Origin of the sequence: Collinsella sp. AM41-2BH (assembly GCF_003468085.1) — a bacterium.
Classification (GTDB): domain Bacteria; phylum Actinomycetota; class Coriobacteriia; order Coriobacteriales; family Coriobacteriaceae; genus Collinsella.
Genome location: NZ_QSGH01000011.1, coordinates 44,848 through 71,768 on the forward strand (window position 1 = coordinate 44,848; position 26,921 = coordinate 71,768).

General features: G+C 61.4%; 21 protein-coding genes and 1 tRNA gene. 9 read left to right on the forward strand and 13 right to left on the reverse strand.

Annotated elements, in window-relative coordinates; genetic code table 11:
• Positions 1-419: 419 nt before the first annotated feature.
• A complete protein-coding gene (gene argS, locus DW899_RS06870; protein WP_117800437.1) occupies positions 420-2,273 on the reverse strand; it encodes an arginine--tRNA ligase in 1,854 nt (617 codons plus the stop codon).
• Between the two features lie 342 nt (positions 2,274-2,615).
• Here argS and DW899_RS06875 point away from each other — a divergent pair, with 342 nt between their 5' ends.
• Together DW899_RS06875 and DW899_RS06880 are read left to right on the forward strand one after the other, a co-directional pair.
• The gene (locus DW899_RS06875) at positions 2,616-3,101 is read left to right on the forward strand and encodes a CarD family transcriptional regulator (RefSeq protein ID WP_022094807.1); all 486 of its coding nucleotides are present in this window, start codon (positions 2,616-2,618) and stop codon (positions 3,099-3,101) included.
• Positions 3,102-3,218: 117 nt separating this feature from the next.
• Positions 3,219-3,818 (forward strand): HD domain-containing protein, encoded by a 600-nt coding sequence (locus DW899_RS06880; protein ID WP_117800438.1) that lies wholly within the window; start codon positions 3,219-3,221, stop codon positions 3,816-3,818.
• A 71-nt stretch (positions 3,819-3,889) separates the two neighbouring features.
• On the opposite strand, the gene DW899_RS06885 is transcribed toward DW899_RS06880, so the two are convergent.
• On the reverse strand, positions 3,890-5,176 hold the full coding sequence (locus DW899_RS06885) for a glutamate-5-semialdehyde dehydrogenase (RefSeq protein ID WP_117770210.1): 1,287 nt from the start codon (positions 5,174-5,176) through the stop codon (positions 3,890-3,892).
• 112 nt (positions 5,177-5,288) lie between these two features.
• Between DW899_RS06885 and DW899_RS06890 the strand changes: the two genes are divergently transcribed.
• Positions 5,289-6,707 (forward strand): alpha/beta fold hydrolase, encoded by a 1,419-nt coding sequence (locus tag DW899_RS06890; protein WP_117800439.1) that lies wholly within the window; start codon positions 5,289-5,291, stop codon positions 6,705-6,707.
• Between the two features lie 198 nt (positions 6,708-6,905).
• Here the strand turns inward: DW899_RS06890 and proB are convergent, their stop codons facing one another.
• The 5 genes from proB to DW899_RS06915 all read right to left on the reverse strand — a co-directional run bounded on the left by proB (position 6,906) and on the right by DW899_RS06915 (position 11,372).
• Positions 6,906-8,033 carry a glutamate 5-kinase gene (gene proB, locus DW899_RS06895; protein WP_117800440.1) on the reverse strand — a complete coding sequence of 376 codons (1,128 nt, stop codon included), beginning with the start codon at positions 8,031-8,033 and terminating at the stop codon, positions 6,906-6,908.
• A gap of 81 nt (positions 8,034-8,114) precedes the next feature.
• Positions 8,115-9,620, reverse strand: coding sequence for a nicotinate phosphoribosyltransferase (locus tag DW899_RS06900; protein ID WP_117635036.1), 1,506 nt, complete (start codon positions 9,618-9,620; stop codon positions 8,115-8,117).
• Positions 9,621-9,704: 84 nt separating this feature from the next.
• Complete coding sequence (locus tag DW899_RS06905) at positions 9,705-10,145, reverse strand: hypothetical protein (RefSeq protein WP_117635034.1); 441 nt, start codon at positions 10,143-10,145, stop codon at positions 9,705-9,707.
• Positions 10,146-10,209: 64 nt separating this feature from the next.
• Positions 10,210-10,282 (reverse strand) — tRNA-Ala (locus DW899_RS06910).
• A gap of 151 nt (positions 10,283-10,433) precedes the next feature.
• Positions 10,434-11,372 carry a radical SAM protein gene (locus DW899_RS06915; RefSeq protein ID WP_117757743.1) on the reverse strand — a complete coding sequence of 313 codons (939 nt, stop codon included), beginning with the start codon at positions 11,370-11,372 and terminating at the stop codon, positions 10,434-10,436.
• Between the two features lie 524 nt (positions 11,373-11,896).
• Between DW899_RS06915 and DW899_RS06920 the strand changes: the two genes are divergently transcribed.
• A complete protein-coding gene (locus DW899_RS06920; protein WP_117800441.1) occupies positions 11,897-13,096 on the forward strand; it encodes an MraY family glycosyltransferase in 1,200 nt (399 codons plus the stop codon).
• A gap of 159 nt (positions 13,097-13,255) precedes the next feature.
• Positions 13,256-14,305, forward strand: a complete 1,050-nt coding sequence (gene trpS / locus DW899_RS06925; protein WP_117800442.1) for a tryptophan--tRNA ligase — start codon at positions 13,256-13,258, stop codon at positions 14,303-14,305.
• 331 nt (positions 14,306-14,636) lie between these two features.
• Here the strand turns inward: trpS and DW899_RS06930 are convergent, their stop codons facing one another.
• The 5 genes from DW899_RS06930 to pckA all read right to left on the reverse strand — a co-directional run bounded on the left by DW899_RS06930 (position 14,637) and on the right by pckA (position 19,251).
• Positions 14,637-14,957: an MGMT family protein gene (locus DW899_RS06930; RefSeq protein WP_089572047.1), complete on the reverse strand. Its 321-nt coding sequence runs from the start codon at positions 14,955-14,957 to the stop codon at positions 14,637-14,639.
• 79 nt (positions 14,958-15,036) lie between these two features.
• Positions 15,037-15,891, reverse strand: a complete 855-nt coding sequence (locus DW899_RS06935; protein ID WP_117800443.1) for a DegV family protein — start codon at positions 15,889-15,891, stop codon at positions 15,037-15,039.
• A 119-nt stretch (positions 15,892-16,010) separates the two neighbouring features.
• Entirely contained in the window at positions 16,011-16,460 is a 450-nt protein-coding gene (locus DW899_RS06940; protein WP_022093866.1) for a MarR family winged helix-turn-helix transcriptional regulator, read from the reverse strand.
• A gap of 173 nt (positions 16,461-16,633) precedes the next feature.
• Positions 16,634-17,353, reverse strand: coding sequence for a B3/4 domain-containing protein (locus DW899_RS06945; protein WP_117635003.1), 720 nt, complete (start codon positions 17,351-17,353; stop codon positions 16,634-16,636).
• Between the two features lie 227 nt (positions 17,354-17,580).
• The gene (gene pckA / locus DW899_RS06950; RefSeq protein ID WP_199570294.1) at positions 17,581-19,251 is read right to left on the reverse strand and encodes a phosphoenolpyruvate carboxykinase (ATP); all 1,671 of its coding nucleotides are present in this window, start codon (positions 19,249-19,251) and stop codon (positions 17,581-17,583) included.
• Between the two features lie 379 nt (positions 19,252-19,630).
• Between pckA and DW899_RS06955 the strand changes: the two genes are divergently transcribed.
• The gene (locus DW899_RS06955; RefSeq protein ID WP_233539936.1) at positions 19,631-21,205 is read left to right on the forward strand and encodes a lipopolysaccharide biosynthesis protein; all 1,575 of its coding nucleotides are present in this window, start codon (positions 19,631-19,633) and stop codon (positions 21,203-21,205) included.
• A 354-nt stretch (positions 21,206-21,559) separates the two neighbouring features.
• Here DW899_RS06955 and DW899_RS06960 read toward each other — a convergent pair whose 3' ends face one another.
• The gene (locus tag DW899_RS06960; RefSeq protein ID WP_117790707.1) at positions 21,560-22,399 is read right to left on the reverse strand and encodes a metallophosphoesterase family protein; all 840 of its coding nucleotides are present in this window, start codon (positions 22,397-22,399) and stop codon (positions 21,560-21,562) included.
• A 253-nt stretch (positions 22,400-22,652) separates the two neighbouring features.
• On the opposite strand from DW899_RS06960, the gene DW899_RS06970 reads away from it, so the two are divergent.
• The 3 genes from DW899_RS06970 (at position 22,653) to DW899_RS06980 (ending at position 26,841) form a co-directional block, all read left to right on the forward strand.
• Positions 22,653-24,254, forward strand: a complete 1,602-nt coding sequence (locus DW899_RS06970; protein WP_117800444.1) for a potassium/proton antiporter — start codon at positions 22,653-22,655, stop codon at positions 24,252-24,254.
• Between the two features lie 226 nt (positions 24,255-24,480).
• Positions 24,481-25,605 (forward strand): 3-phosphoserine/phosphohydroxythreonine transaminase, encoded by a 1,125-nt coding sequence (serC, locus tag DW899_RS06975; protein ID WP_117800445.1) that lies wholly within the window; start codon positions 24,481-24,483, stop codon positions 25,603-25,605.
• Positions 25,606-25,677: 72 nt separating this feature from the next.
• The gene (locus DW899_RS06980; RefSeq protein WP_117800446.1) at positions 25,678-26,841 is read left to right on the forward strand and encodes a phosphoglycerate dehydrogenase; all 1,164 of its coding nucleotides are present in this window, start codon (positions 25,678-25,680) and stop codon (positions 26,839-26,841) included.
• The last annotated feature ends 80 nt before the right edge of the window (positions 26,842-26,921 follow it).

Sequence of the window (26,921 nt, forward strand, 5' to 3'; positions counted from 1 at the left end):
GTATCGAGATGATTGCGTCAACTACGCAGCGTTAGTGTAACACAACCGCCGCCACCTGCAACTTAGTCATTGGGGGCGTTCTTAAACGACTAGTCAAAAGGGACACTCTTTGGTCTACCACCCACAAATCAGACTGCCTCCGCCAAAACTATGGCGGTTTACTACGACGAATCGATCAACCGCGACCACTCCGAAACATGTTGAACTAAAACCGCAGGTAGATGCCTTGCGCTTTTTTGCGAAAAGCCGGCGTGGTTGGAAATTCCCAATTCATCGTAGTAAACCGGCATAGTTTCGTATTTCCAGCAGTTCCAAATTCGTCAATACGTCGGCATTTGCGAAAAAAGCCCGACCTCCGTGGGAGATCGGGCTTATAGGGCTCAGTTAAACCAAACCTACACGGTCAAATGACCCGCAGGTTACATCTGCTCGGGCGCGGAAACGCCAACGAGGGTGAGCACCAGGGCGAGCGTCACGCGGACGGCATCGCAAGCGGCCAGACGGGCACGCGAAAGCTCGGGGTCGACGGGACGGCCCTCGCTCGGCAGCACCTGGCAGGCAGCGTAGAAGCTGTGGAAGTCACCGGCGAGTTCCTCGGCAAAGTGGGTCAGACGGAACGGGGCGCGATCGCGAGCACAGCTGGCGATCAGGTCGGTGAGCTCGTTGAGCTTGCGCGAAAGGGCGAGCTCGGTCGGGTCGGTCAGCAGCGAGTAATCGACGTTCTCACCGATGGCCTTGGCGGCAACGGCCTTCATGCCCATCTCGTCGGCCTGCTCGGCGGTAACGTCGGCGGCACGGCGCAGGATGGAGCACACGCGGGCGTGAGCATACTGCACGTAATAGACCGGGTTGGAGTTGTCGCGCTTCTTAACGGCCTCGATGTCGAAGTCGACCATCTGGTTGGAGCTCTTGGAGATAAGCGTGTAACGGGCAGCGTCGGAGCCGACCTCGTCGACGAGCTCCTGAAGGGTCACCATGGTGCCCTTGCGCTTGGACATACGGACGGGCTTGCCGTTACGCAGCAGGTTGACGAGCTGGCCCAGTAGAACCTCGAACTTGCCGGGGTAACCCAGAGCGTCGCAGACGCAGCGGACGCGCTCGATGTAACCGTGGTGGTCGGCGCCCCAGATGTCGATGACGTGGTCGACGCGCTGGAACTTATCCCAGTGATAGGCGACGTCGGAGGCGAAGTAGGTGTACTCGCCGTCGGACTTGATCAGGACGCGGTCCTTGTCGTCGCCCAGATCGGTGGAGCGGAACCACAGGGCGCCGTCCTTGGTGTAGAGGTAGCCCATCTTGTCGAGCTTCTCAAAAGCGCGGTCGACGGCGGAGGTGCCGGCGGTCTCGCCCTCGGTGTCCTTCACATACAGCGAGCGCTCGGAGTACCAACGGTCAAAGTCGCAGTTGACGGCGTGGCAGAGGTCGCGCATGTTGTCGACCATCTTCACGTAGCCGCGCTCACGGAAGCTCTCCATACGCTCCTGCGGATCGGCGTCGACCCACTTGTCGCCGTCGGTGCGCCAGAACTCGGCGGCCTCGTCGATGATGTAGTCGCCGCCGTAAGAGTCCTTGCCCAAGGTCTCGGCAAAGTTGTCCTGATACGGATGGGTCTCGGGGTGCTCGTCGTTCTCGTCGGCAACAAAGGCGTCGCGGTCGGCGATCAGCAGCTTGTGAGCCTCGTCGATATCAACGCCCTGCTTGGCGATGATGTCGGCAAGCTGCATATAGCGCGTGCTGATGGAGTTGCCGAAGGTGTTCATCTGAGAGCCGTGGTCATTGATGTAGAACTCACGCTGGATCTCATAGCCGGCGTGGTCCATAACGCGGCAGAGCGAATCGCCCAGCGCGGCCCAGCGGCCGTGGCCGATGTGCATGGGGCCGACGGGGTTGGCGGAAACGAACTCGACCTGGGTCTTCAGGCCGCCGCCGACGTTGGACTTAGCGAAGTCCATGCCCTTCTCGCGAGCCTCGCCAAAGATGGCATTCTTGACGGCAACGGAGAGGTAGAAGTTGATGAAGCCGGGGCCTGCGATCTCGACCTTCTCGATCGCGGGGTCCTCGGGCATATGGGCAACGATGGCCTCGGCGATCTTGCGCGGGGCGCAGTGGGCCAGCTTGGCGGACTTCAGGGCCATGGTAGAGGTCCACTCGCCATGAGAAGTGTCAGCCGGTCGCTCGATAGCGCAATCGTCAAGTTCAAATGCGGAAAGGTCGCCGGCCTCCTGGGCCGCAGCAAGCGCAGCGCGTACCAGCTCTTCAATCTTCTCGGGCATAGATCCTCCTTGTGTTAAAGCCCCCGAGCTCTTGGTCACTCGTAGGGCAAAAGCCAGAGTTTGTAGCACTCTATCACAAGCGACGGGCACTGTCGCAGGGTAAAGCTAATAGATATTGCATATGCACAAAAATGACTACAGCTTGCATGGAGTCACTCAAAGATGCCGGTCTGCCTGCAGATTATGCAGGCGTTGAAAATGCATAAAGGTGTGAATGAGCTGCGTCTGTTATCGAATACTCTTACCTATCAGAATTGTGTGCTTTTCCTGCATAAAGTAAGGGTTTGCGCACGTCAGCGTGTTATTCTAGACATACGTAAATTCGTATAAGTTGGAGGTAGCATGTTCTCAATCGGTCAACACGTCATTCATCCGGGTCAGGGAGTCTGCACCGTCGTCGGTTTTAGGGACGACACGCCGCAGCCCATGCTGTTGCTCGAGACCAAGCAGGGACATGCGCAGACGATCCTCATGTACCCCGTGGCGCAGGCCGATCGTTTGCATGCCGCCATCTCCCAGCAAGATGCCGAGCACCTGCTGAGCCACTATGACGAGCTGGAGTGCGACACCTTTACCGAGCGTAACAGCTCGCTTGAGGAGACGCACTTTAAGCAGCAGCTCAAGCTGGGCGCGCCCGAGACGGTCCGCGTGGCAAAGACCATGATGCACCGCATTCGCCAGGCCGAGGAAGCTGATAAAAAGCCCAGCTCTTACTACATGCGCGTACTCAAGGAGGCCAAGCGCCGCTCCATTGAGGAGTTCGCCGTGGCCCTGGGCGTCACCGAAGAGGACGCCGAAGCCCGCCTAGCCCAAGCCGCCCTCAACTAACCCATCCGCGCCAAAAACCACCACAAAGGGGACAGGCACCTTTGTGGTGGTTTTTTCGTTCTAGTCGTTCTAGTAGTATTCATTCTTAGCGATACCTACGAGCACAAGGAGCCTCTTATGGCAGAGCCACTTACCGCCGGAATCACCCGCGACCGTGCGTTCAAACTGCTCAACGAGCACAACAAGGACCCGTTCCACATCACCCATGGCGAAACGGTCGAGGGCACCATGCGCTACTTTGCGCGCGAGTTCGACCCCGAGAACGAGGAGTTTTGGGGCATCGTCGGCCTGCTGCACGACCTGGATTGGGAGGAGCATGAGGATGACCCCATGAACCACACCATCTATGCGGCCGAGATCCTCGAGGGCGAGGGCGCCTCTCCCGAGCTCATTCGCGCCATCCAGACGCACACGTCCGATTTCAACACCTCGCTGCCCAAGCCCGAACTGCAGATGGAAAAGATACTGTTCGCCTGCGACGAGCTCACCGGCCTGATCGGAGCCGCCGTCGTCATGCGCCCGAGCAAGAGCGTCATGGACTTTACGACCAAGTCGCTCAAGAAGAAGTTCAAGGACAAGCGCTTTGCCGCCGGCTGCTCGCGTGACGTGATTTCGCAGGGCGCCGAGATGCTGGGCTGGGAGCTTCCCGAGCTCTTCGACCGTACCATCGCGGCCATGCAATCCTTCGCTCCCGATCGCGACACCTTCCAGGCCTAACCGCCCACGCCACCTATAACCACCGCAAAGGGGACAGGCGCCTTTGTGGTGGTTTTTCGTTTGCAACAGGTTTAGGGACGGACCTGGCCGGTGCCGCGGAGCTTGTATTTGTAGGTAGTGAGGGCCTCGGCGGCAAAGGGGCCGCGGGCGTGGAGCTTTTGGGTCGAGATGCCGATCTCGGCGCCCAGGCCAAACTCGCCGCCGTCGGTGAAGCGCGTGCTGGCGTTGGCATACACGGCCGAGGCATCGACCGCGTCCAGGAAGCGCTCGCAGGCATCCTCGTCCTCGGCAACGATGGCCTCGGAGTGCATGGTGCCGTAGCGGTTGATGTGCGCGATGGCTTCGTCCTCGTTCGCCACGACCTTCACGCTCATCTCGAGCGCCAGATACTCGCGGCCCCAGTCCTCCTCAGTCGCGGCAACATAGTCGTCGCCCTCGGCAAGCCCGGCGGCAGCGCATGCGGCGCACGTGGCCTCGTCGCCGTGAATCAGCACGCCGTGGTCGTGCAGCACGGCAACGACCGCCGGCAAAAACGAATCCGCCACGGCACGGTCGACCAGCAGCGACTCGGCGGCATTGCACACGCCCACGCGCTGCGTCTTAGCGTTGACGATAATGTTGAGCGCCTTGTCAAAATCGGCGGATTCATGCACGTAGATGTGGCAGTTGCCTGTGCCCGTCTCGATCACCGGCACAAGCGACTCGCGCACGCAGCGCTGGATCAGGCCCGCACCGCCACGCGGAATGAGCACATCGACAATACCGCGGAGCTTCATGAGCTCGCCGGTGGCCTCGCGGTCGGTGGACTCGATCATCGAGATAGCTTCGCGTGGAAAGCCCTGGGCCTCAAGCGCATCGGCCAGCAGTTCGGCAATCATGGCGCACGAGTGATAGGCCAGCGAACCGCCGCGCAGGATGCAGGCGTTGCCGGTGCGGATGCAGATGCCCGCGGCATCGGCCGTCACGTTGGGGCGCGCCTCGTAGACCATGGCAACCAGGCCCAGCGGCACACTCACGCGCGTAAGGTCCACGCCACTCGCAAGCACACGGTGATCGAGCACGCGGCCCACGGGATCGGGCAGCTCGGCGAGCTTCTCCAGGCCGGCGGCCATGCCCTCGACGCGCTCGGGCGTCAGCAGCAGACGATCGAGCAATCCGACCGAGGTGCCCGCATCACGCGCAGCGGACATATCGAGCTCGTTGGCGGCGACGATGGAGTCGATACCGTTGCGCAGTGCTGCGGCCATGGCGCGCACGGCCTCCTGTCGCTGCTCGTCGCTCGCCGTGGCAAGCGAGGCCGACGCTGCCTTAGCGGCAACGGCAAGATCGTGGACATACGTGGCTATATCGACCGACATGGACGGCCCTTTCTCCTAGAAGTTTGCAACCATGGTAGCCGATTTGCGCATGGCCTCGCCCGCGGCGGTAGAATTGGTCAACCCGAAACACCGCAACGAACGGAAGACTCACATGGCCCTCATTACTTCGTACCACGTCCCCGGCCTGTATGTCGAGGACCACAGCATCGACGTCCCCCTCGACTGGCGCGGCCTGGAGCCAATGCTCCTGGCCGTCGGCAGCACCATGCGCCGCGGCGCTATGCCGGCACCAATCGCCGGCGCGCCCGAGAGCATCAAGCTCTTCTACCGCGTGGTTTGCGCGCCCGACCGCATCAACGACGATCTGCCGCTGCTTCTGTTTTTGCAGGGCGGCCCCGGCGGCGAGAGCCCGCGTCCGCTGTCACCCACAAGCGATGGCTGGATCGAGGAGGCCGTCAAGCACTTCCGCGTGGTCCTGCCCGACCAGCGCGGCACCGGACGCAGTAGCTGCGTGGACGGACGCACGATTGCCACCTTGGGCGATCGCGCCGAGGCAGCCGGCGCCGATGCGGCCCGCTCGCAGGCGGACTTCCTCAAGCGCCACCTCGCCAGCTCCATCGTGCGCGATTTTGAGTACCTGCGCCTGGTGGGCTTTGGCGGCAAGCCCTGGGTCACACTCGGGCAGAGCTACGGCGGCTTTTTGACGTTGAGCTATCTGTCGCTCTTCCCCGAGGGCGTGGCGGCAAGCTTTACCTGCGGCGGCATCCCCCACGTGCCGGCGAGCGCAAGCGAGGTCTACGCGCACACCTTCCCGCGCATGGCTGCCAAGACACAGCAGTATTACGACCGCTACCCCGCCGACGTCGAGCGCGTGGCGGCTCTTGCCGATGCGCTCGAGGCTCAGAAGCCCGTGCTGCCCGACGGCTCGCCGATGACGGTCGAGCGCCTACAGCTCATGGGCAGCGACTTTGGCATGAAGCCGAGCTTTGAGCGCATGCATTGGATTATCGATCACGCTTTTGTTGACGGCGACGGCACGCTGACCTGCGGCGTCTCGATATCTGACAGCTTTTTGATGCGTGCCTTCGAGCGCACCAACACGCGCACGAATCCGCTGTACTGGACGCTTCAGGAGTTCATCTACGCCGACGGCGATACCATGCCCATTCGCTGGGCCGCGGCAGAGGAGAAGGCACACCGTGCCGAGTTCGACACCCTCGCGCGCCCGCTCATGTTTACCGGCGAGGCCATGTTCCCGTGGATGTTTGAGCAGATGCCCGAGCTTAAGCCGTTTAAACCCGCCATGGACCTGCTGATGGAAGACACCAGCTGGGACAAGATCTACGACCCGCAACGCCTGGCCTGCAACGAGGTGCCGCTCCAGGCCGCGGTGTATTTCGACGACATGTACGTCGATTCGGGCCTGCAGCTCGATACGCTCAGCCGCGTGGGCAACTCGCATGCCTGGGTGACGAACGAGTTCGAGCACGACGGCCTGCACGGCAGCGTGGTGTTCAAATGCCTCTTCGACGAAGCCCTCAACCGAGGAGACCTGCGCCGGATCTTCTAGCAAAGGAGTGTCCCCACCTGCCGGCACAAAAGGAACGTCCCCAAGTGCCGGCAACGACAATGCCGCAGGAAGAGGACGGAAAGCGAAAACGCCCCTAAGCAAGCAAGGTGACGTGAAAGAGGAGGGCATTGACCTTTTGGTCATGCCCGACGATTGAACGTCAGATTGCCGCTTAGGGGCGTTTGCAGCGTCAATTGGTTAGGCAAAGACGATCAGATTATCTCGATGGATCGCGGGCTTCTCGGCCAGATCTGCCAGCAGGCGGTTGCTGGCAATCTGGTCCTGACGGCGGCCGGCGGCAAGCTCCAGCACGTCCGAATCGGCCTCGGCGATACCGCGGGCGACGACCATACCGCTCGGGTCGCACACGTCGAGCACATCGCCCTCGGAAAACACGCCATCGACCTCGCGAATACCCACCGCAAGCAAGGAAGAGCCACGGCTTACCAGCGCCTTCGCAGCACCATCATCGACCGTCACCGAGCCATGTGCCTTGTCACCCAGCGCGATCCACAGCTTGCGCGGCGCGATGTCCAGGCGCTCAGCTGGCGGATCGAACAGCGTACCCACGCTCTCGCCGCGGGCCAGACGCACAAGCGCATCGGGCTCCTCGCCCGAGCAAATCACGCTTTGAATGCCCGCCGTCATCAGAATGCGGCTCGCGCGAATCTTGGTGATCATGCCGCCCGTGCCCACCGATGTGGAAGAATCGCCCGCCGAGGCGATAATCTTGGCATCGATCTTATGCACAACCGGGACGAACTCGGCCGTGGGGTCCTCGTGCGGATTGGCGGTGTAGAGGCCATCGATGTCCGAGAGCGTCACGCACAGATCGGCGGAAACCAGACAGCTCACAAGCGCCGCCAGCGTGTCGTTGTCGCCAAACTTGATCTCGTCGACGGTAACGGTATCGTTCTCGTTGACAACAGGCACCACGCCAAGCTCCACCAGGCGCAGCAGGGCGTCGCGTGCGTGCAGGTAGGACGTGCGGCGGGCCGTATCGTGGCGCGTGAGTAGCACGAGCGAGGTGAGCAGATCCCGTGCATGGAACTCCTCGTCGTAGGCCGACGAGATGATGCACTGACCAGCCGAGGCGCACGCCTGCAGGCTCGGCAGGTCGCCGACCGGCTTGTGGTCGAAGCCCAGCACGGGATAGCCACAGGCGATAGCGCCCGAGCTCACCACGACCAGGCGCCAGCCAAGCTCGCGCAGCGCTGCGGCCTGATCGGCAAGCCCGCCGATAAAGGCGCGGTTGACCTTGCCGTCGGCGCCCACCACCGTAGACGAACCGATCTTTACCACCATCGTTTTATAAGAAGTCGTCATACGTCAAACCAATCGAATGTTCAGCGAACGGGCGAACGGGCCGAGCGAGAAAATAATCCGTGTTCCTCCGTCCCCTTCGGATTATTTTGCCCAGGGGAAGGCCGAAGCCGCGGCCATGTTCTTGCGCACGAGCTCGTCGCGCACCTGAGCCAGGCCCTGTTCCATGCCCACCACATAGGTCTGCGGGTACAGGAAGCGCTTGAAAGCTGCATCCAGATGATCGAGTGCCCAAGCACAGCGCTCGCGCGCGTCCTGGATGCTCTCACGCGGAGCCACCGCGCTGCCATCGCGCACGATCGGCACCAGCAGCTCGCGATACTCAAGTTCGGACACGTCGGTCACCAGGGCGGCATCATTCACGGCCACGAGGGTATTGCCGCGCGCGGCGCCCTCCCCCGCCAGATGGTCCTCGTCGTAGATCATGTCGCAGACCGGGCCGCCAAAGCCGTCGTAATAACGGCGCACGCGTTGCACACCCGGGATCGTGCGCTTGTATGGCTGCTCAGAGAGCTTGACCACCGGCGTCCATGGATCTGCCTCGCTCGCACGGCGGGCGGAAAGCTTGTACACGCCGCCCAGCGCCGGCTGGTCATAGCAGGTCGCAAGCTTGGTACCCACGCCAAAGCTATCGATGGGCGCGCCCTGGTCGAGCAGTGACTGAATCGTGTACTCATCCAGATCGTTAGAAACCGAGATCCCCACATAGGGCAGGCCCTCGGCATCAAAACGGCCACGAACATACTTGGAGAGCTTGGCGAGGTCGCCCGAGTCAATGCGAATAGCCGACAGACGCTCGCCCACCGCCTCCATCTCCTTGGCAACCGTAATGGCATGCTCGCAACCCTCGCGTACGTCGTAGGTGTCGATGAGCAGCGTACAGTTCTTGGGGCTCGACTTGGCAAAGGCGCGGAAGGCCTCGAGCTCGGAATCGAAGCTCATCACCCAGCTGTGCGCATGCGTGCCAAAGACGGGAATACCGTAGCGGCGGCCGGCGAGCACATTGGACGTAGAGGAGCAGCCGGCAACGTAGCTCGCGCGCGCGACGGCCAAGCCGCCATCGGGACCCTGAGCGCGGCGCAGGCCAAACTCGGCAACGGGACGGCCGTCCGCCGCCAGCACCACGCGCGCCGTCTTGGTGGCGACAAGCGTCTGGAACCCAACGATGTTGAGCAGCGCCGTCTCAAGCAGCTGGCACTCCAGCGCGGGGCCGGTGACGCGAACCATGGGCTCGCGCGGAAAGACGAGCTCGCCCTCGGGCACGGCGTCGATGTTTACATGCGCACGAAAATCGCGCAGGTAGTCGAGGAATCCAGGCTTGAACATCGCGCCGCCGGCCGGGGCCTGGAGCGAGGCGAGGTAGTCGATGTCCTCGGGCGTAAAGCGCAGATTCTCGACCAGCTCGGGCAGTTCGGCGGTGCCGCACATGACGGCATAGGCGCTGCCAAAAGGATGGTCGCGGTAAAACGCGGTAAAACAACCCTGCTCATTGGCCTTGCCGCTCTCCCACAGGCCCTGGGCCATAGTGAGCTCGTACAGATCGGTGAGCATTGCAATGTCGGTGGGATGCGAGATGTCGGTCAAAGCCATGGGGCGACCTTTCGGATGCGTTGTGCAGAGGTTGAGGGTTGGAAAAGGGCAGAGTGTTCTGGCATGGCACCCAGCGCGAATGGGCTAGAGCAGGCCCATGCTGGTCAGGATCGTGTAGCCCATAAAGATGACAAACGCGATGAGGGCAAGGACAATGATGATTTTTTGAGCCGGCGCCATGCCAGGGATCTCGTTCTCGCCCGTAGGCTCCTTGGAGGTAACCATGCGCTGGGCAAAGGTCATCTCGTCACGGCTCGGCTTGGGCTCGACGGACTTGGAACGAGCGACCTTTTTAGGCTGAGGTTTAGGTGCGGTGGGCGCGGGCTTCGCGGCGGCGGGCTTGGGCGCGGGGGCGACGTTCGCGGCGGCCTCCTCGGCCTTCGCACGCTCGGCACGCAGGGCGGCCAGCTCCTCACGCTCGCGGCGTGCCTCTTCCTGGGCCTCGCGACGAGCTTTCTCGGCGCGGAGCTCTTCCAACTCGGCGCGTTCCTCGGCAGAGAGTGGTTGGGACTCAAGCTTGGCCATGGTACAGCCCTTTCTTTTAAAAAAAGCCGCCGACACAATGTCAGCGGCTTATCAAATCCAAGGGTGGAGACGAAGGGAGTCGAACCCTCGGCCTCTGCCATGCGACGGCAGCGCTCTCCCAACTGAGCTACGTCCCCAAGACAAGTTGATATTTTACCTACGGCTCGCCAACTGTCAACGCCCAATACCCAGTCTTTTTGGGACGCGGCTATTTTGACAACTTTTCGAGCAGGCGATCCTCTCGATGATTTTTTAATCCCCGTCCCAGAAAAATCATCGGCGAGCGCACTACTTTGCGCTGGTGAGGACGCCGGTGGTGTCGAACGCCGGGGTGAAGCTCTCGTCTACTGCTCCGCCTTCTTGCCAAAACATCGTCGTAAAGCCCAGGTCGTCGGCATGGTCGAGCACCTGCTCGTACTCCTCGCGCGTCACGGCGCGCGCCAGGTCGCCGCCTTGTTCGCGCATGAGGGCATTGGGCGTGTACTGGTTCATGACCGAGATCGGCACGTCGCCCACCGTCTGCCACACCAGGTCCAACACGCGGCACGAATCGTCCGCATGCCCCGGCAGCACCAGATGACGCACGATTATGCCGCGCTTCATGAGCCCGTCCCCGTCTACCAGCTCTCCCCCGCGGCGCTCAATTTCGCGCGCCATCTGGGCCAGACCCGACACAGCCACGCGCGGGTAGTCCTTAATATGAGAGAGTGACTGCGCAAGCGCCGCATTGGCATACTTAAAGTCGGTAAGCCACACGTCGACCAAATCGCCGAGCGCCGCCACGGCACTCGCACGCTCATAACCGCTCGTGTTGTAGACGATTGGAATGACCAGTCCGCGCTCCCGAGCTGCGGCAATCGCGGCCGGCAGCAGGTGAGCATAATGCGTCGCCGTCACCAGATTGATGTTATTGGCACCTTGGTCCTGCAGCTCCAGCATAATCTCGACCAGGCGCTCGGGCGAAATCTCAAGCCCAAAATTGCCCGTCGAGATCTCGTGGTTCTGGCAATAGATACATTTGAGCGAGCAGCCGCTAAAGAAGATCGTGCCCGAACCGGCCTCGCCCGAGATAGGCGGCTCCTCCCACATATGAAGCGCTGCGCGGGCCACCTTGAGCGTGTCATCGGCACCGCATACGCCGTGCGCACCCTCGTCGCGCACCGCACCGCAACGGCGCGGACACAAATGGCAGGCGGGCGAAAAAAGTTCGGTCAACGGCGTCGGCATAAAAACATGCTCCAAAACAACGATTCAGCAGCTCAAACGTAAAGGGACCAACCGCACAGACGGCTCGAGCCCAAGGCGCCGTAATCGTCCGACACGATTTTTGTAATGTCAAGACTGGAATCGATAAAGTGCCGCTTTATGATGTAGGTATTCCGCCCCCCGCGGAGCAACTGGGTGAACCGTCGCGTTTATTTAGGGAGCCCACACAGTCGTACCTAGTACAGGTATCCTTCGTTGTTAAGGACGCTGGAACAGTCGATGAGGGCACCCACCTGTTTTAGGTGGGTTCATTTTCGTAACGTGGGGGGTGGTTTTTATTTGCCGAAAACCACCATTACAGCCCATATGGATCCCCGCCGGTATCCCGACAATCCATCGACAACATCCCAATATCTGGTAAGCGCGTGATTATCGCTGCGTGCAATTCCATGCACCCCGCTTGGTCGAGTATCATGGTTCGGCTATGCCCTTTGCGCTTAGCAACCTTTGACCTTTTCCTTCGACGCTTGGCGGTTTTTAGATTCATGGCTTCATCCCCGAGCTACATACCGTATCTATGCGTGGCAGCGGCGGCCTTTATCACGACCTTCCTCACGGTGCCCCTGGTCAAGCGCTTGGCAATTAAGCTCGACGCCGTCGACTATCCTTCTAAGCGCCGCATCAACACCAAGCCCATCCCGCGTTTGGGCGGAACGGCGGTGTTTTTGGGCCTGGTCGTTGCCTGTATTGTGCAGATCCTAGGCACCTGGTACCTGGGCTGGCCGCCCGTTTTGGTGCCCCACCCCCGTCTGCACATCAGCTACCCCATACTTGCGCTTTCTTTTACCGTCATCTTTGCGACCGGCGCAATCGACGACGTCTTCCAGCTCAAGCCCAAGCAAAAGCTGGCCGGCCAGGTCCTCGCCGCGTTCATCGCTTGCTTGGGCGGCCTGCGCATCGGCGTCATCGTCAACCCGTTTGCTCCCGGCGAGATCATGCTCGGCTGGCTCGCCTACCCCATCACCATTGTCTACCTGGTGGCGTTCACCAACATCATCAACCTTATCGACGGCCTCGACGGTCTGGCCACGGGTATCTGCGGCATCGCGTCGTTCACCATGTTTTCGGTCGCCGTGCTCTCGGGCCGCATCGACGCCGCCGCGCTCTCCATTGCACTCTTTGGCTCGTGCCTCGCCTTTTTGCGCTATAACTTCAACCCCGCGAGCATCTTCTTGGGCGACTCGGGGTCGCTGCTTCTGGGCTTTGCGTTGGGTTCCATCTCGCTGCTCAACGTGAGCCGCACCGCCGCACTCACCTCGCTCATCATCCCGCTCATCGTGGCCGGCGTGCCCATCATCGACACGTTTAGTGCCATCGTGCGCCGCAAGCGCGCCCACATTAGCATCGGGCAGGCCGACAAGGGCCATATCCACCACCGCCTCATTCAAGAGGGCTACAACCAAAAGCAGGCCGTACTGCTCATCTATGCCTGGTGCATCATGCTTTCGGCCGGCGCCGCCGCCATCAATCAGGTCGAGGTCCCCATGCGCGTCCTCATCTTTACCGTGCTCGCCATTGGCTCGGCGGCCTTCGCCAAGCACCTGCACCTGTTTGAACCTGTGCTACGCCACCATTACAACAAGTGCACACACGAAGACGAGCTGGTAACCCCCGACGATCCCGCCTTTAAACAGGAGGAGCAGGCAGCCGAGGAACGTAAAGAAGAGCGCCACCACAAGCTCTAGGATAAGCTGTCGAGAATGCGTCCAGGCGCCGCTGGCCAAGCGCAGCCGCGCCGCACCCATCGCACAAGCCGCCCCTCTCCTGCCCCTCTCCTACTTACGCCCCGCCCCTCCAATAAACGCGTTATCATCTTGACCCATGAACATACGTTAGGAGCAATCATGCCAAACGAGAACAGCTACGAAGTCGCGCTGCAAAAGAGCAACGCCATTCGCGAGGGCCTGGCCAAGACGCCCGAGAAGTTCACCATGCTTACCGGCGACCGCCCCACCGGACGCTTGCACCTAGGCCACTACTTTGGCACCCTCAAGGGCCGCGTGGAGCTGCAGAACATGGGCGCCAAGACCAACGTGCTCATCGCCGACTACCAGGTCATCACCGACCGCGACACCACCGAGCACATCCAGGACAACGTGTACAACATGGTCATGGACTACCTTGCCTGCGGTATCGACCCCGACAAGACCATGATCTACGCGCACTCCGCCGTGCCCGCCGCAAACCAGCTCATGCTGCCGTTCCTGTCGCTGGTGTCCGAGGCCGAGCTGGCGCGCAACCCCACGGTTAAGGCCGAGATGGAGGCCTCGGGCCACGAGCTCACCGGCCTTCTGCTCACCTACCCGGTGCACCAGGCCTGCGACATCCTGTTCTGCAAGGGCAATGTGGTGCCCGTCGGCCGCGACCAGCTGCCGCATATCGAGCTCACCCGCACCATCGCCCGACGCTTTAACAACCGCTACGGCAAGGTGTTCCCCGAGGTCGACGCACTGCTGTCCGAGACCCCGCTGCTGCCCGGTCTGGACGGTCGCAAGATGAGCAAGAGCTACGGCAACGCCATCAACATCTCGATGACCGCCGAGGAGACGGCCAAGCGCATCAAGAAGAGCCAGACCGATTCCGAGCGCATGATCACGTTCGATCCCGAGAACCGTCCCGGCGTGTCCGGCCTGCTTTCGACGGCCGCCATCTGCACCGGCCGTTCCGAGTTCGAGATTGCCGAGGAGATTGGCATGGGCGGCTCCGGCCAGCTCAAGAAGTACGTGACCGAGGCCGTCAACGAGTACTTCGCACCGATCCGCGAGCGTCGCCAGCGCTACGAGAACGATCTGGACTATGTGAAGGACGTCCTGCACGAGGGCAACCGTCGCGCCAACGAGATCGCCGAGCAGACCTTGGCCGAGGTTCGGGACGCCATGGGCATGGTGTACTAGGCAAAGCGCCTTCGCACAACATAGACGGTGAGGCTGAATCCTCACCGAAACAGGAACAGGCCCGCTGGCAGATAGTTGCCAGCGGGCCTGTTCCCGAAGTACACCGTTGAATCGCACAGAGGGGAGGAATGCGAATCAAACTCAACAGGGCAGGCTTTTTCATCGCCTATTGCCTGCTCCGTTGCTGAAAACAATATAGTTCACCGTGGTTTACTTTGCTGCGACAAACCGCGCCGCCATACCTTCTCCATAAGTTAACCTCGGTAAACCTGCCAAAACCACCACAAAGGGGATAGGCACCTTTGTGGTGGTTTAAGCCACGGCAGAGCCGCTAGAGCCCTGCAGGCCAGCGACAGGCGGCCAAGTCGACGTGCATGTCGTCCTTAAACGCCACACCCTCCCCTAGCAAAAGCTCACGTTGAGCATCGGGACCGCCAAAAGCAAAACCATCGCATATGCGGCCATCGGCAAACACCACGCGGTGACAGGGAATCTCGCCGGGGCGTGGATTGCCATGCAGGGCATACCCCACATACCGCGCACTTCGTGGACGTCCAGCAAGCAGCGCCACCTGACCATACGTGGCGACCATCCCCTCGGGAATCTGCTCGACCACCTCGTACACCCGCTCAAAAAAGCCCTCAGACGCCATTGCTCGCTCCCTTCCACCCGGAATAGCATAAACCACCACAAAGGTGCCTGTCCCCTTTGTGGTGGTTTTGGCAGGTGGGCTAGTTAACGGGCTGGAAGAAGGCTACGGCTACGGCGCCGGGGCCTACATGGGTGCCGATGGTGGCGCCGATGGTGTGAACGGGCAGTTCGCCCTCGGTGTGGCCAGCCCACAGTGCCGCGCTGTCCTCGATATACTTCTTGAGCACCGCATCCGAAAGGCCCGTATAGCCGAGCGCCAGCGGCATGGAAAAGTCGATGCCGCCCGCCTTTTCGACCTTCTGGTTGAGAAGGTTACGTCCGTTCTTGGAACCGCGCGCCTTGCCCAGCTGTACGATCAGACCGTCCTCGGCAGCCACCACGGGCTTTACGTTGAGTAGCGTACCCACGGCACCGGCCGCAGCAGACAGGCGACCGCCGCGCACCAGGTACTCCAGCGTCTCGAGCAGGCCGATGACGACCACGCGGTCGCGCACGGCCTCGACAGCATCCGCGATCTCAGCCGCGCCGCGGCCCTCGTCCACCAAGCGCAGGGCATACTCGACCAGCACGCGCTCGCCCAGGGTAACGTTATTGCTATCCACCACGTACACATCGCCGCCCGGCGCCTCGGCAAGTGCGGTACGGGCGCACTGATTGGTCCCCGAAAGTTTGGCACCCACGGTAATAATCACCGCCTCGTCGCCGGCCTCACGTGCTTCGGCAATCGCCTGCGAAAAGGCGTACGGGTTGACCTGACCGGTCTTGGGCAGCTCGTCGCGCTCCACGAGCATCTCGTAAAAGCGCTGGTGATCGATGTCGACGCCATCCATATACACATCGGTGCCAAAGGTAACGGACAGCGGCAAGACGGACAGCGCCGGGTGCTCCGCCGGCGACATATCGCTGGCGGAATCGGTAATAATGCGGACGGACATAGCGAATCCTTTCTTGCGCAGGTCTCGCGCAGGGAATTTTGACAGCAATGTCCCGGCACGGCGTACGCGCTCAAACGGGACGATGCAGTTTTTAATGGGAAGCAAATGCCTTGGCGGCCTTAGATCTCACGCAGGGTGTTGAGAATCGTACGCAGCGACGCATACATCTGCTCGCGCTGCTCCACACCCATAGCCTTACCGGTGGTGTCGAGCACCTCGCGAATGATGCGGTCCGCCTCGCTCATGCTCTCGCCGCCCAGAGCGGTCAGGCGCACCGGGGCACGATACTTAACGGCCGCATCACCCGAGTCGTCGACCTCGACGTAGCCGCCCTCCTCCAGATGCGCGAGCGTGCGCGAGACGGCGGCACGGGTCACGCCCGCCATGCGAGCCAGGTCAGCGCCAGTCAGGCCGTCCTTGCTGCGCTCAAGATAGTACAGGCACATAACGTCGGAGCCCTTGAGGCCCAGCCTTGCGCCCTCGGATGTCTTAATGCGCTGGATCTCCTTGTAGAGCCCGCTGATCAGTCCGACAAAGTCCTCGAAACGTGTCTCGTCGTTCTGCTGCATGGGAGACGACCGCCTTTCGCTTACATGATGCTAACGGGTAAACATCTTAGCCGCACGAGGCAACACCCATACCCAAATATCCCATTTGTTAACCCATCAACATAAAAACCACCACAAAGGGGACAGGCACCTTTGTAGTGGTTTTGACCGGCAAACATGATCCGCAGGCGTCGTTACAGTTCCACGCAGGGATTGTCGCGGGTCACAAGCGTCTTAACGACAACCGTCGCTCCCAGATAGCGCTCGAGCAACTCGGCGAGACGATCAACGGCAGCCTGGCAATCCCCCATCCGCTCGGGCTCCACGCACTCAATCGCCAGGAATGCATCGGCCGAATCGTCGGACAGCGCCGTGCGAACGCCATCGCGCCAGTTCCAGCAGCGGCATACGGCGCCCGCATCATCGATGTAGGCGAGCTCGCCGGGCAGCGTCGGGTCGTCCGTTTCCTCGCCAAGTGGCAGGAACGCATCGCCGCCGTCAGTCACCTTCAAGCGAAGATCCCCCTCAATCGTATGCAGGTCCTCGCCGCCAACGGGCAGCGCGTAGGTCAGCGACACCGTGTTGTAGATGTCCACCGCGGGCGTAATGTGGCCCACCGGTTTGCCCTTGAGCACGCGCTTGAGCAGGTTCTCAATTGAGCAACGCGCGCCCTTTTTGGTCTTGAACAGCCGATAAGCCTCGCGCCATGCCTTGACCGGTGCGTTCTCGCTGATAGTATCGCTGGTCAGATGACGCTCCGCGTCGATATTGGCGCGGTCGAGCAACGCCGCAATCGCATCCACGTCCTCTTGAGGAATCTGAGCCGCGGGCTTCATGCCCTTTACGACCACAACACCGACAGCCGCCTGCGGAAATAGCTCCCAAAACGAATCCTCGGCAATAAAGCTCTTCATGCGCTCTCCCTTCATCGTGCGCGCCCGAGCGAGGGCGCCTAAACAAAAAGCGCCCTTACGACGGCCACCTTCAAAGTCCTACGGTGCCGCCACAAGAGCGCTTACGCTGCCCCCATCCGGAGAAGGGGGCGATATGTCAGGCGTATTGTAACCCGAGTCATTCGCCCAAGCAAAACCGCCACAAAGGTGCCTGTCCCCTTTGTGGCGGATATGGACTCGCGGCGACGCTAGTGTCGGAGTCCCAGCAGGCCGCGGCCGCGATGACGGGCGTCGGCGTGCACCTGAGCGTGCGGACCGGCGGCCTTCACGGACTCGGGCAGGTGCGAGTACTTCTTCTCGAAGTTCTCCTCGAACATCACGGCCAAGTTGTGCGCCGCCTCGTCGTAGCGCGCGGTGCTCTGCCAGTACTGGCGCGGCACCAGGATGCCGTCGGGCACGCCGTGGCACGTGGTGGGAATGTCAACGTTAAAGATATCGTCATGCACGAATTCGCTGTCCTCGATGGTACCGTCGAGGGCGCGGGCCACCAGGGCGCGCGTGTAGGCAAGCTCGATGCGATGGCCCACGCCGTAGCCGCCGCCAATCCAGCCGGTGTTGACCAGGTACACACGCGTGCGGCCGTCGGCGATGCGCTCACCGAGCATCTTGGCATAGACCATGGGGTCGAGCGGCATAAACGGCTCGCCAAACAGCGAAGAGAACGTGGGCGTGGGCTCGGTGACGCCGACCTCGGTGCCGGGGATCTTGGCCGTAAAGCCCGTCACAAAGTGATACATGGCGGCGTCGGCCGTCAGGCGCGAGATGGGCGGCAGCACGCCAAAGGCGTCGCAGGTCAAAAACAGCACGACGCTCGGAGTGGTGCCCATGCCCTTGGTCCACGCGTTGGGAATGTGCTCCACAGGGTATGCCACGCGCGTGTTGTGCGTGATCGAGATGTCGTCGTAGTTGGGCTTGCGGTTCTCGTCGAGCACCACGTTTTCGCAGATCGCGCCAAAGCGGACAGCGTTGAAGATCTCGGGCTCGTGGAAGGCGTCCAGGCCCTCGCATTTGGCGTAGCAGCCACCCTCGATGTTAAAGATGCCCATGTCAGACCAGCCGTGCTCGTCGTCGCCGATCAGCAGGCGCGTGGGATTGGCCGAAAGCGTGGTCTTGCCGGTGCCGGACAGGCCAAAGAACACGGCGGTCTCGTGCGTGACGGGATCCATACTGGCCGAGCAGTGCATGGGCAGCACGTCGTCCTCGACGGGCAGCAGGTAATTCATGACGCTGAAAATGGACTTTTTGATCTCGCCGGAGTAGCCGGTGCCGGCGACCAGAATCACGCGCTCCTGGAAGTTAATGACCACGGCGGCGCTGGAGTTGAGGCCCTTGATGGCGGGATCGCACTGGTAGCCCGGCGCGGCGAGCACACAGAAGTCCGGCTCGCCGGTGCGTGCGATTTCACGGGCAAGCGGGCGGGCGAGCATCTGCTTAATAAAGAGCGCCTGGCTGGCACGCTCGCAGGCGACAAGCAGACGACGCGTATGGTTGCGGTCGGCACCGGCCATACCGCGAGTGACGAACACGTCGCGCTCGTTGAGATAGTCGACGATGCCGGCCTTGATGGCCTCGTAGCTCTCGACAGACAGCGGGCGGTTGACGGCACCCCAGGCAATCTTGTCGTGAACATCGGGGGTGTCAACGATAAAGCGGTCATTAGGCGAGCGGCCAGTGCGCTCCCCCGTCTCGATCACCAGCGCGCCGTTGGAGGCCATACGACCTTCGTTGCGACGGATGGCGTGCTCGACGAGCTCCGCGGCGGGTAGATCGACCAGCAGACGGGGCTGATTCTCGGCGGGATCTTCGACCAGCGTAATACCAAAGTTGGACAAAACATCTGCAGGGGTAACACCAGGCATGGGGCCTCCTTTAAAAACGCGACACGAGGACACGACGCGCACTTTACTCACGTAAAGCCCGTTGTACCCGATATGCAAAAACGTTTTTGCGGCAAGGGCGGCAAGCCCGCCCAACGGTCAAAAATCGCAGGCAAGCGGCCTAGTCATTGGGGACGTTTTTAAACGACTAATCGTTGGGGACACTCTTGAACAGGCAACAACCAAGGAGCGTCCCCGGATGCCGGCACTTAGGGACGTTCCCAAAGTGCCGGCACAAAAAGAGCGTCCCTAAGTGCCGTCTACTGAATGGCGCCGCCGAAATTATCGAACAACCTGTTCAAAAACACGAACGAACACCGTCGCGTCTATACTAGAGCGCAGCAATAGAAAGGACTCCGCTTTGAGCATCACGCCCATCGATAGCATTCGCCGCGCCATCGCCCGCCGCAATGGCGTCGCCGACCCCACCGTATCGGACGGGGCGCACGGGCAGGGCGGACGCATCGAGAACGGCCTGTTCCCCGCATCGCACACCGCCGAGGAGCTCGCACGAATCCAAGAGCTAAGCCAGCGTAACGCCGGCGGTCCCGACAGCAGCCAGGCCACACGCCGTCGCCGCGAGCGCGATCGCCAGCCCGGCCCCATCCACCGCATGGTCAATGCCTGGTGGAACCGCCTGCTCGGAGCCGTCTACGGCGGCGGCTTCTCCACGCAAGAAGCCGAGTACGAAGATCACGCCACCCGTCGCGACTACCTTTGGAATACCCTGGGCACCGCCGTGTGGGGCATGGCGTTTCCGTTGCTCACCATCGTGTCCACACAGCTCGTGGGCGCCGAGGAGGCTGGCAAATTCTCCATCGCCTTTGTCACCGGCACGCTCATCATGATCGCGTGCAACTACGGCGTGCGCAATTTCCAGGTCTCGGATATCGACGAAAAGACGTCCTTTGCCTCTTACCAGCTCAACCGCTTGATCTGCGGAGCGCTCGCGCTGGCATGCGGCCTGGTATACAGCAGCGCCCGCGGCTACGATGCGCAGATGGCCACAATCGGCCTGGGCGTCTACCTGTATAAGGTGATCGACGGCATTGCCGACGTGTACGAGGGCCGCCTGCAGCAGGCCGACAAACTCTACCTGGCCGGCATGAGCCAAACGCTACGATCCGTCGGCGTCATCGCGGTCTTTAGCGTGGTACTGTTCCTCACGCGCAGCATGCCCATCGCCGCCATGGCCATGGGTGTTACCGCGATCGCCTCGCTCGTTCTGGTCACCGCGCCGCTCGCCCTGCTCGAAACCGAAAAATCGCGCCGCGTGAGCCTGCGCGAGGTCGGTCACCTGTTTATCCAGTGCGCCCCGCTTTTTGGCGCGCTGTTCCTGTTCAACCTTATCGAGAGCATGCCCAAGTTCGTGATGGAAGGCACGCTGGCCTACAAGTATCAGCTGTACTTTAATGCCCTGTTCTTTCCGGCGCAGGCTATTTTGTTGAGCATTGGATTTATCTATAAACCGCAGCTTCTGCGTTTGTCGAGCATTTGGGCTAATCCTCGCAAGCGTCGTCGCTTTGACCTGATTATTGTTGCCGTTATGGCACTGATCGTGGTCATCACCAGCGTGTGCGCCGCATTTATGGCAGGTCCCGGTATTCCCCTCATGAGCTTCATGTACGGCCTCAATTTTGAGCGCTACCGCACGCTGGCACTGCTGATGGTTGTCGCCGGCGGCGTCACCGCGGCCATCGACTTTCTCTACGCCATCATCACGGTGCTGCGCCATGCCGGCGACGTCACCAAAATCTACCTGATCTGCTTCGCCGTAAGCGTAGTGCTGCCGGTGATCCTGATCAACCTGCTGGGTCTGATGGGCGCCGTGGTGAGCTACCTAGCCATCATGGCCCTACTCCTGGTGCTGCTGATTATCGAATACGCCCACATCCGCCAACGCATCGAGCGCGACCGCAACCCCTACGGCGCCTAATTGGCGCAATGGGGGTCTCGTTGCGGACGATTTGCGACACGCAAAACTAAGTGAGTAGACTTTTGCCGAATCCCTGACCACACCGGCAAAACACAAGTCAGTGACCTGCGGTTTTGTTGAGGCAAATTTGCCGGCTGCTCGGCATTTCCAAAAAAGTCTACTCACTTAGCCAGCGGGCAGCCAAAAAAGAACCGTCGCAACGTCGTTTGACTCCGTTGCGACGGTTTTTCGAGCATTTTCGCACTGCCGAGGACGCAGACGTTCCTCATTTCTCGCGCTTACCGAGCAAGAAGGCGCTATTCTCCGAAAGTAGTCAAAAAAGCTCCGTCCCAAATTAGCTACCCTTTGCACCGATTATTCGCCTGGGTTGATATTCGCGTAGAACTCCGCACCATCATCCAGGCGCAGGATCCCGACGCGGCCGAACTCGGAGCCGGTGGCGGCGGCGCAGTCGATATCGATACGATCGGGCACGCCGGCGGTATCCTCGCCACCCAGGCGCACAATCTGCCCGCGGCCCGACTCCTCATCAAGCCCCGCCAGGCCGCCAACCTCGCAATAGCGCCCAAGCGACACCGTGGGCGTGTGGCCGCTCACCACGACCGGACCCTCGCCCTCGGCAGAAAGCAGTCCCGTCGGCGCATCCCAATAGCCGTGACGAATCCACAGCAGGTCATCGGACGACTGCACCGCGAGCATCTGCTGCAGCAGCTCGCGATCGGCACCCACCGCTCCGACGCCATCGGCACAATCGACGCCATGCTCAAGTAAAAACGCGCGCGCCGCCTTCATCTCGATTCCAGCATGTACCAGCAGATACGGGCGCTCCTCGGTCTCGGCCACCGCGTAGAGCGGCAGCGCGGCCATCCATCGCACGAGCTCCTCGTATGCCTCAAATTCCATGTCGTTGAGCTGCTCGCGCGTCGTCCAGCCACCGTTGATATCCCAGGTCTCGGCATCGAGCGGATCCTGGCCAATGATGGCATCGAGCATGATCTGCTCGTGATTGCCCTTGAGAACGCGGGCGTTAGGCAGCGAGCGCACGAGCTTAATAACGCCGACCGGATCGGGCCCGCGATCGATCATGTCGCCCAGCACGTACAGCGTGTCGTCGGACGTCAACGAGATCTTAGACAGGGCCTCGTCAAGCGCATGCACGTGTCCGTGAGCATCAGATGTCACATAGATCGCCATGGAACGCCTTTCCCTACCTTGCGACCGAAGCCCGGAACCGCAACTAAAACTTCAAGTTGAACTTAAACGTTACCCATTGTACTCCGTTGCAATAAAGCTGGAAAGGGTTTCCGAGCAGAGGCAAAGACGGCAGCCGTCTATGACGATATCGCGCACGCCCGCAATCCAACCCCATAAACCCACCATCTTTGGGTACAAATAACCGCAGACAACTGACCGTGCCACGCCAACCACCCAGGAGCGGACACCATCCATGAACCAGATCCTTCTCTTTATCGGCCTCGTTATTATTCTGTGCCTGACCATCAAGCCCGTCGGCAAAAAACTCCCCTTCCCCACCCTGCTCATCTTTATCGCGCTCGGCATGCTGTTGGGCGTCAACGGGCCGGCTCACATCGACTTTAGCGACTACGCGCTCACCGAAACCGTCTGCAGCACGGCGCTGCTGTTCATCATGTTCTACGGCGGTTTTAACACCAACATCGACCGTGCCAAGCCCGTCGCCGCGCCTGCGGTGCTGCTGAGCACGCTCGGCGTCGTCATCACTGCCGGCATTACCGGCGTGTTCGCGCACTTTGTACTGGGCTTCGACTGGATCGGCGGCCTGCTGCTGGGATCGGTCGTGGCGTCCACCGACGCGGCCAGCGTCTTTAGCGTGCTGCGCGAGCACAGCCTTTCGCTGAGGGGCGGCACCGACTCGCTGCTCGAGGTCGAATCGGGCTCCAACGACCCCGTCGCCTACATGCTCACCGCCGTGCTCGCCACACTCGCGGCCGGCGGCGACATCAACATTCCCGCACTGCTGGCCAAGCAGATTATCCTGGGCGCGGGCCTGGGCCTTGCCATCGGCTGGGCGGCGGGCCGCCTGATTGATCGAGCGCACGCAACGGCCGAGGGCGCGCAGACCATCTTCTTGTTCGCCGTGGCCATCGTCGCCTACGCGCTGCCGAGCTACCTGGGCGGCAACGGCTTTTTGGCCGTATACCTTGCAGGCATTGTGCTGGGCGCAAGCGACATCACCGGTAAGGTCGAGATGGCGCACTTCTTCGACACCCTCACCGAGATGGCAGAGATGACCATCTTCTTCTTGCTCGGCCTGCTCGTAACGCCCGCACGCCTGCCGCAGATGCTGCTGCCGGGCCTGGCGCTCATGGCGTTCATGCTCTTCGTGAGCCGCCCCATCGCCGTCGGCGTGCTCCTAGCGCCCTTTAAGACGAACCCTCGCCAGGTTGCACTCGTAAGCTGGGCGGGCTTGCGCGGCGCGGCTTCGGTCGTCTTTAGCCTCTTTGCCGTGGTAGCCGGCGTTCCCGGCGGTCACGACCTGTTTGACCTGGTGTTTGTGATTGCCGTATCGAGCATTGTGGTGCAGGGTTCGCTACTGCCGGCGGTGGCGAAGAAACTCGATATGATCGATGCGGCCGGCGACGTACGCCGCACCTTTAACGACTACCGCGACGAGGACGGCATGTCGTTTGTAAAGCTCAAGGTGGGCGCTGGCCATCCGTTTGCCGGGCGCTCGCTCGCCGATATTGGCAGCGCGACGGACATGCTCGTGGTCTTGGTGCTGCGCGACGGGGCGCACCCGGTACTGCCCAACGGCGATACCGTCATCGAGGAAGGCGACCTTCTGGTGATGGCAGCCCCAACGTTCGAAGAGCGTGCCGAGGTTACGCTGCGCGAGGTCACCGTGACGCCCCACGGTCGCCTGGCCGGTCAGCGCCTGCGCGACGTGCCGCAGGGCAAGCACCCGTTTATCGTGGTGATGCTCAAGCGCGAAGGCCAAACGATCATCCCCGACGGCGACACCCTAATATACGCCGGCGACGAAGCCGTCATCGCCACGCTGGCGTCGTAGTGACCAGGGGTTAGCTAATTTGCGACGAAGAAATCAAGCGCCTAGAGAACCTCATGCCTTCGCTCGCAGATTTGGATTTGCCCGAGGAGTAAAGCACCCCTCCCCCATGTAACCATCCTGTAAATCATAGCGGCGCACTCGAGTTTTACCGTGATGCGGTCGCGCCTGGCGCTCCACTGTGCTAAAGTATCCCGAACGTTCAAACGACTACGAGGGGACTTAGAAGATGGCGCGTGTGCACAACTTCTCAGCAGGCCCGGCCGCACTGCCCACCAGCGTGCTCGCCGAGATCGCCGACGAGATGATGGACTACCGCGGTTGCGGCATGTCCGTGCTCGAGATGAGCCATCGATCTAGCATGTACCAGCAGATCATCGACGACTCCGAGGCAACCCTGCGTCGCCTGCTGAGCATCCCCGACAACTACCGTGTCCTGTTTTTGCAGGGCGGCGCCACGCTGCAGTTTGCGGGCATCCCCATGAACCTCATGCGCCGCGGCCGCGCCAGCTACATCGTGACCGGCAACTTTGCCAACAAGGCATACAAAGAAGCCGCCAAGTACGGCGAGGCCGTGCTGCTCGCGAGCTCCGAGGACACCAATTTCGACCGCATTCCCACCATGGCCGACGTCAACGCGCGCATTGCCGCCGAGGCCACGGGCGACGGGCTCGACTACGTCTACATCTGCCAGAACAACACCATCTTTGGCACCATGTACCACGAGCTGCCCGCTTGCGGCGACGTGCCGCTGGTCGCCGATGTCTCGAGCTGCTTTCTGTCGCAGCCGCTCGACGTTGAGCGCTACGGGCTCATCTACGCCGGCGCGCAGAAAAACGCCGGCGCCGCGGGCGTGACCGTGGTCATCGTGCGCGACGACCTTATCGCCGAAGGCCCGGCCTATGCGCAGACGCCGCAGTACATGGACCTTAAGACCCAAGCCGCCAAGGACTCCATGCTCAACACGCCTAACACCTTTGGCATCTACGTATGCGGCAAGGTGTTCCATTGGGTGGAGCAGACCGGCGGGCTCGCAACCATGGCCGAGCGCAACTGGGCCAAAGCCAACCTGCTCTATGACCTGCTCGAGCACAGCGAGCTGTTCCATGGCGCCACGCAGGCCGACAGCCGCTCCATCGCCAACGTCACCTTCCGCACCGGCGACGCCGAGCTCGACGCGGCCTTTGTCGCAGGCGCGGCCAAGCACCAGATTCAAAACGTCAAGGGCCATCGCCTGGTGGGCGGCATGCGCGCCAGCGTCTACAACGCCGTAACCATGGAAGACGTGCAGGCACTTGCCTCGTACATGAAGGACTTCGAAGCGCAGCATAGTTTGAGTCCGCGATCTAACTAGCCCGCAACGCGCGGGCCGACCAGCCATCTCAAACCACCCTGTTTAGATCAAAACCTGCTAAGGAGTTTTTCCATGCGTAAGATTAAGACTATCGACGACATCACCAAAGACGGCAAAGTCGAGTTTGGCGAGGGCTACGAGTTTGTGGGCACCGCCGAGGAGGCCGACGCCATCCTGATGCGCTCCACCGACCTGCACGGCTACGAGCTGCCCGAGGGCATCCGCGCCATCGCCCGCTGCGGCGCCGGCGTCAACAACATCCCCGTCGAGGAGTACGCCAAGAAGGGCGTCGTCGTCTTTAACTCCCCCGGTGCCAACAGCAACGCCGTCAAGGAGCTCGTCCTGGGCATGCTGGTGCTTTCGAGCCGCGGCGTCGTGCAGTCGATGAACTGGGTGCGCAACAACGCCGACGACCCCGAGATTCAGGTCGATGCCGAAAAGGCCAAGAAGGCCTTTGTGGGCCGCGAGCTCAAGGGCAAGCGCATCGGTGTCATCGGTCTGGGCAACGTGGGCTCCAAGGTCGCCAACGCCTGTGTCGATCTGGGCATGGACGTCTACGGCTACGACCCGTTCATTTCCGTCGAGCACGCATGGGTGCTGAGTCGTGAGGTGCAGCGCGTGGGCACGCTCGAGGACCTCTGCCGCGGCTGCGACTACCTCACCGTGCACGTGCCCAGCAAGGCCGACACCATCGGTATGATCAGCACCGAGCAGATTAACCTGCTGGCGCCCGACGCCGTGCTCATCAACTACGCGCGCGAGACCATCATTGACGAGGACGCCGTCGACGCCGCCCTGCGCGAGGGCAAGCTCAGCTGGTTTAGCTGCGACTTTGCCACGCCCAAGACCGTCAAGATGCCCAATACGTTTATCACCACGCATTCGGGCGCCGGCACCGGCGAGGCCGAGGCCAACTGCGCCGACATGGCCATCAGCGAGCTCAAGGATTACCTGGAAAACGGCAACATCGCGCACAGCGTCAACTACCCCGCCTGCAGCATGGGCAAGGCGCGCGCCGCAAGCCGCATTGCCTGCCTGCATGCCAACGTGCCCAACATGATCGGCCAGATCACGGCCATTCTCGCCAAGGACAACGCCAATGTGCAGCGCATGACCAACGAGTCCGCTGGCGAGAACGCCTACACCATGTTCGACACCGATGAGCACCTGGACGGCAGCACGATCGAGGCGCTCAAGCAGATTCCGTCGATGTATCGCGTGCGCGTGATTAAGTAGCGCCGGCGCCAAACCTGCCAGACAGACCACGAAGCCCATTCGCCCCATTACAGTCTGAAGTGGGCCACCGATAAATTTCG

Excerpts from the sequence above, each read along its gene's own strand:
- DW899_RS06935 (WP_117800443.1), bottom strand. The coding sequence starts at position 15,891 with ATGTCCGTCCGCATTATTACCGATTCCGCCAGCGATATGTCGCCGGCG.
- argS (WP_117800437.1), bottom strand. The coding sequence starts at position 2,273 with ATGCCCGAGAAGATTGAAGAGCTGGTACGCGCTGCGCTTGCTGCGGCC.
- trpS (WP_117800442.1), top strand. The coding sequence starts at position 13,256 with ATGCCAAACGAGAACAGCTACGAAGTCGCGCTGCAAAAGAGCAACGCC.
- DW899_RS06930 (WP_089572047.1), bottom strand. The coding sequence starts at position 14,957 with ATGGCGTCTGAGGGCTTTTTTGAGCGGGTGTACGAGGTGGTCGAGCAG.
- DW899_RS06940 (WP_022093866.1), bottom strand. The coding sequence starts at position 16,460 with ATGCAGCAGAACGACGAGACACGTTTCGAGGACTTTGTCGGACTGATC.
- DW899_RS06885 (WP_117770210.1), bottom strand. The coding sequence starts at position 5,176 with ATGTCGGTCGATATAGCCACGTATGTCCACGATCTTGCCGTTGCCGCT.
- DW899_RS06915 (WP_117757743.1), bottom strand. The coding sequence starts at position 11,372 with ATGCCGACGCCGTTGACCGAACTTTTTTCGCCCGCCTGCCATTTGTGT.
- serC (WP_117800445.1), top strand. The coding sequence starts at position 24,481 with ATGGCGCGTGTGCACAACTTCTCAGCAGGCCCGGCCGCACTGCCCACC.
- pckA (WP_199570294.1), bottom strand. The coding sequence starts at position 19,251 with ATGCCTGGTGTTACCCCTGCAGATGTTTTGTCCAACTTTGGTATTACG.
- DW899_RS06980 (WP_117800446.1), top strand. The coding sequence starts at position 25,678 with ATGCGTAAGATTAAGACTATCGACGACATCACCAAAGACGGCAAAGTC.
- DW899_RS06875 (WP_022094807.1), top strand. The coding sequence starts at position 2,616 with ATGTTCTCAATCGGTCAACACGTCATTCATCCGGGTCAGGGAGTCTGC.
- DW899_RS06880 (WP_117800438.1), top strand. The coding sequence starts at position 3,219 with ATGGCAGAGCCACTTACCGCCGGAATCACCCGCGACCGTGCGTTCAAA.
- DW899_RS06890 (WP_117800439.1), top strand. The coding sequence starts at position 5,289 with ATGGCCCTCATTACTTCGTACCACGTCCCCGGCCTGTATGTCGAGGAC.
- DW899_RS06905 (WP_117635034.1), bottom strand. The coding sequence starts at position 10,145 with ATGGCCAAGCTTGAGTCCCAACCACTCTCTGCCGAGGAACGCGCCGAG.
- DW899_RS06920 (WP_117800441.1), top strand. The coding sequence starts at position 11,897 with ATGGCTTCATCCCCGAGCTACATACCGTATCTATGCGTGGCAGCGGCG.
- DW899_RS06970 (WP_117800444.1), top strand. The coding sequence starts at position 22,653 with ATGAACCAGATCCTTCTCTTTATCGGCCTCGTTATTATTCTGTGCCTG.
- proB (WP_117800440.1), bottom strand. The coding sequence starts at position 8,033 with ATGACGACTTCTTATAAAACGATGGTGGTAAAGATCGGTTCGTCTACG.
- DW899_RS06960 (WP_117790707.1), bottom strand. The coding sequence starts at position 22,399 with ATGGCGATCTATGTGACATCTGATGCTCACGGACACGTGCATGCGCTT.
- DW899_RS06900 (WP_117635036.1), bottom strand. The coding sequence starts at position 9,620 with ATGGCTTTGACCGACATCTCGCATCCCACCGACATTGCAATGCTCACC.
- DW899_RS06945 (WP_117635003.1), bottom strand. The coding sequence starts at position 17,353 with ATGAAGAGCTTTATTGCCGAGGATTCGTTTTGGGAGCTATTTCCGCAG.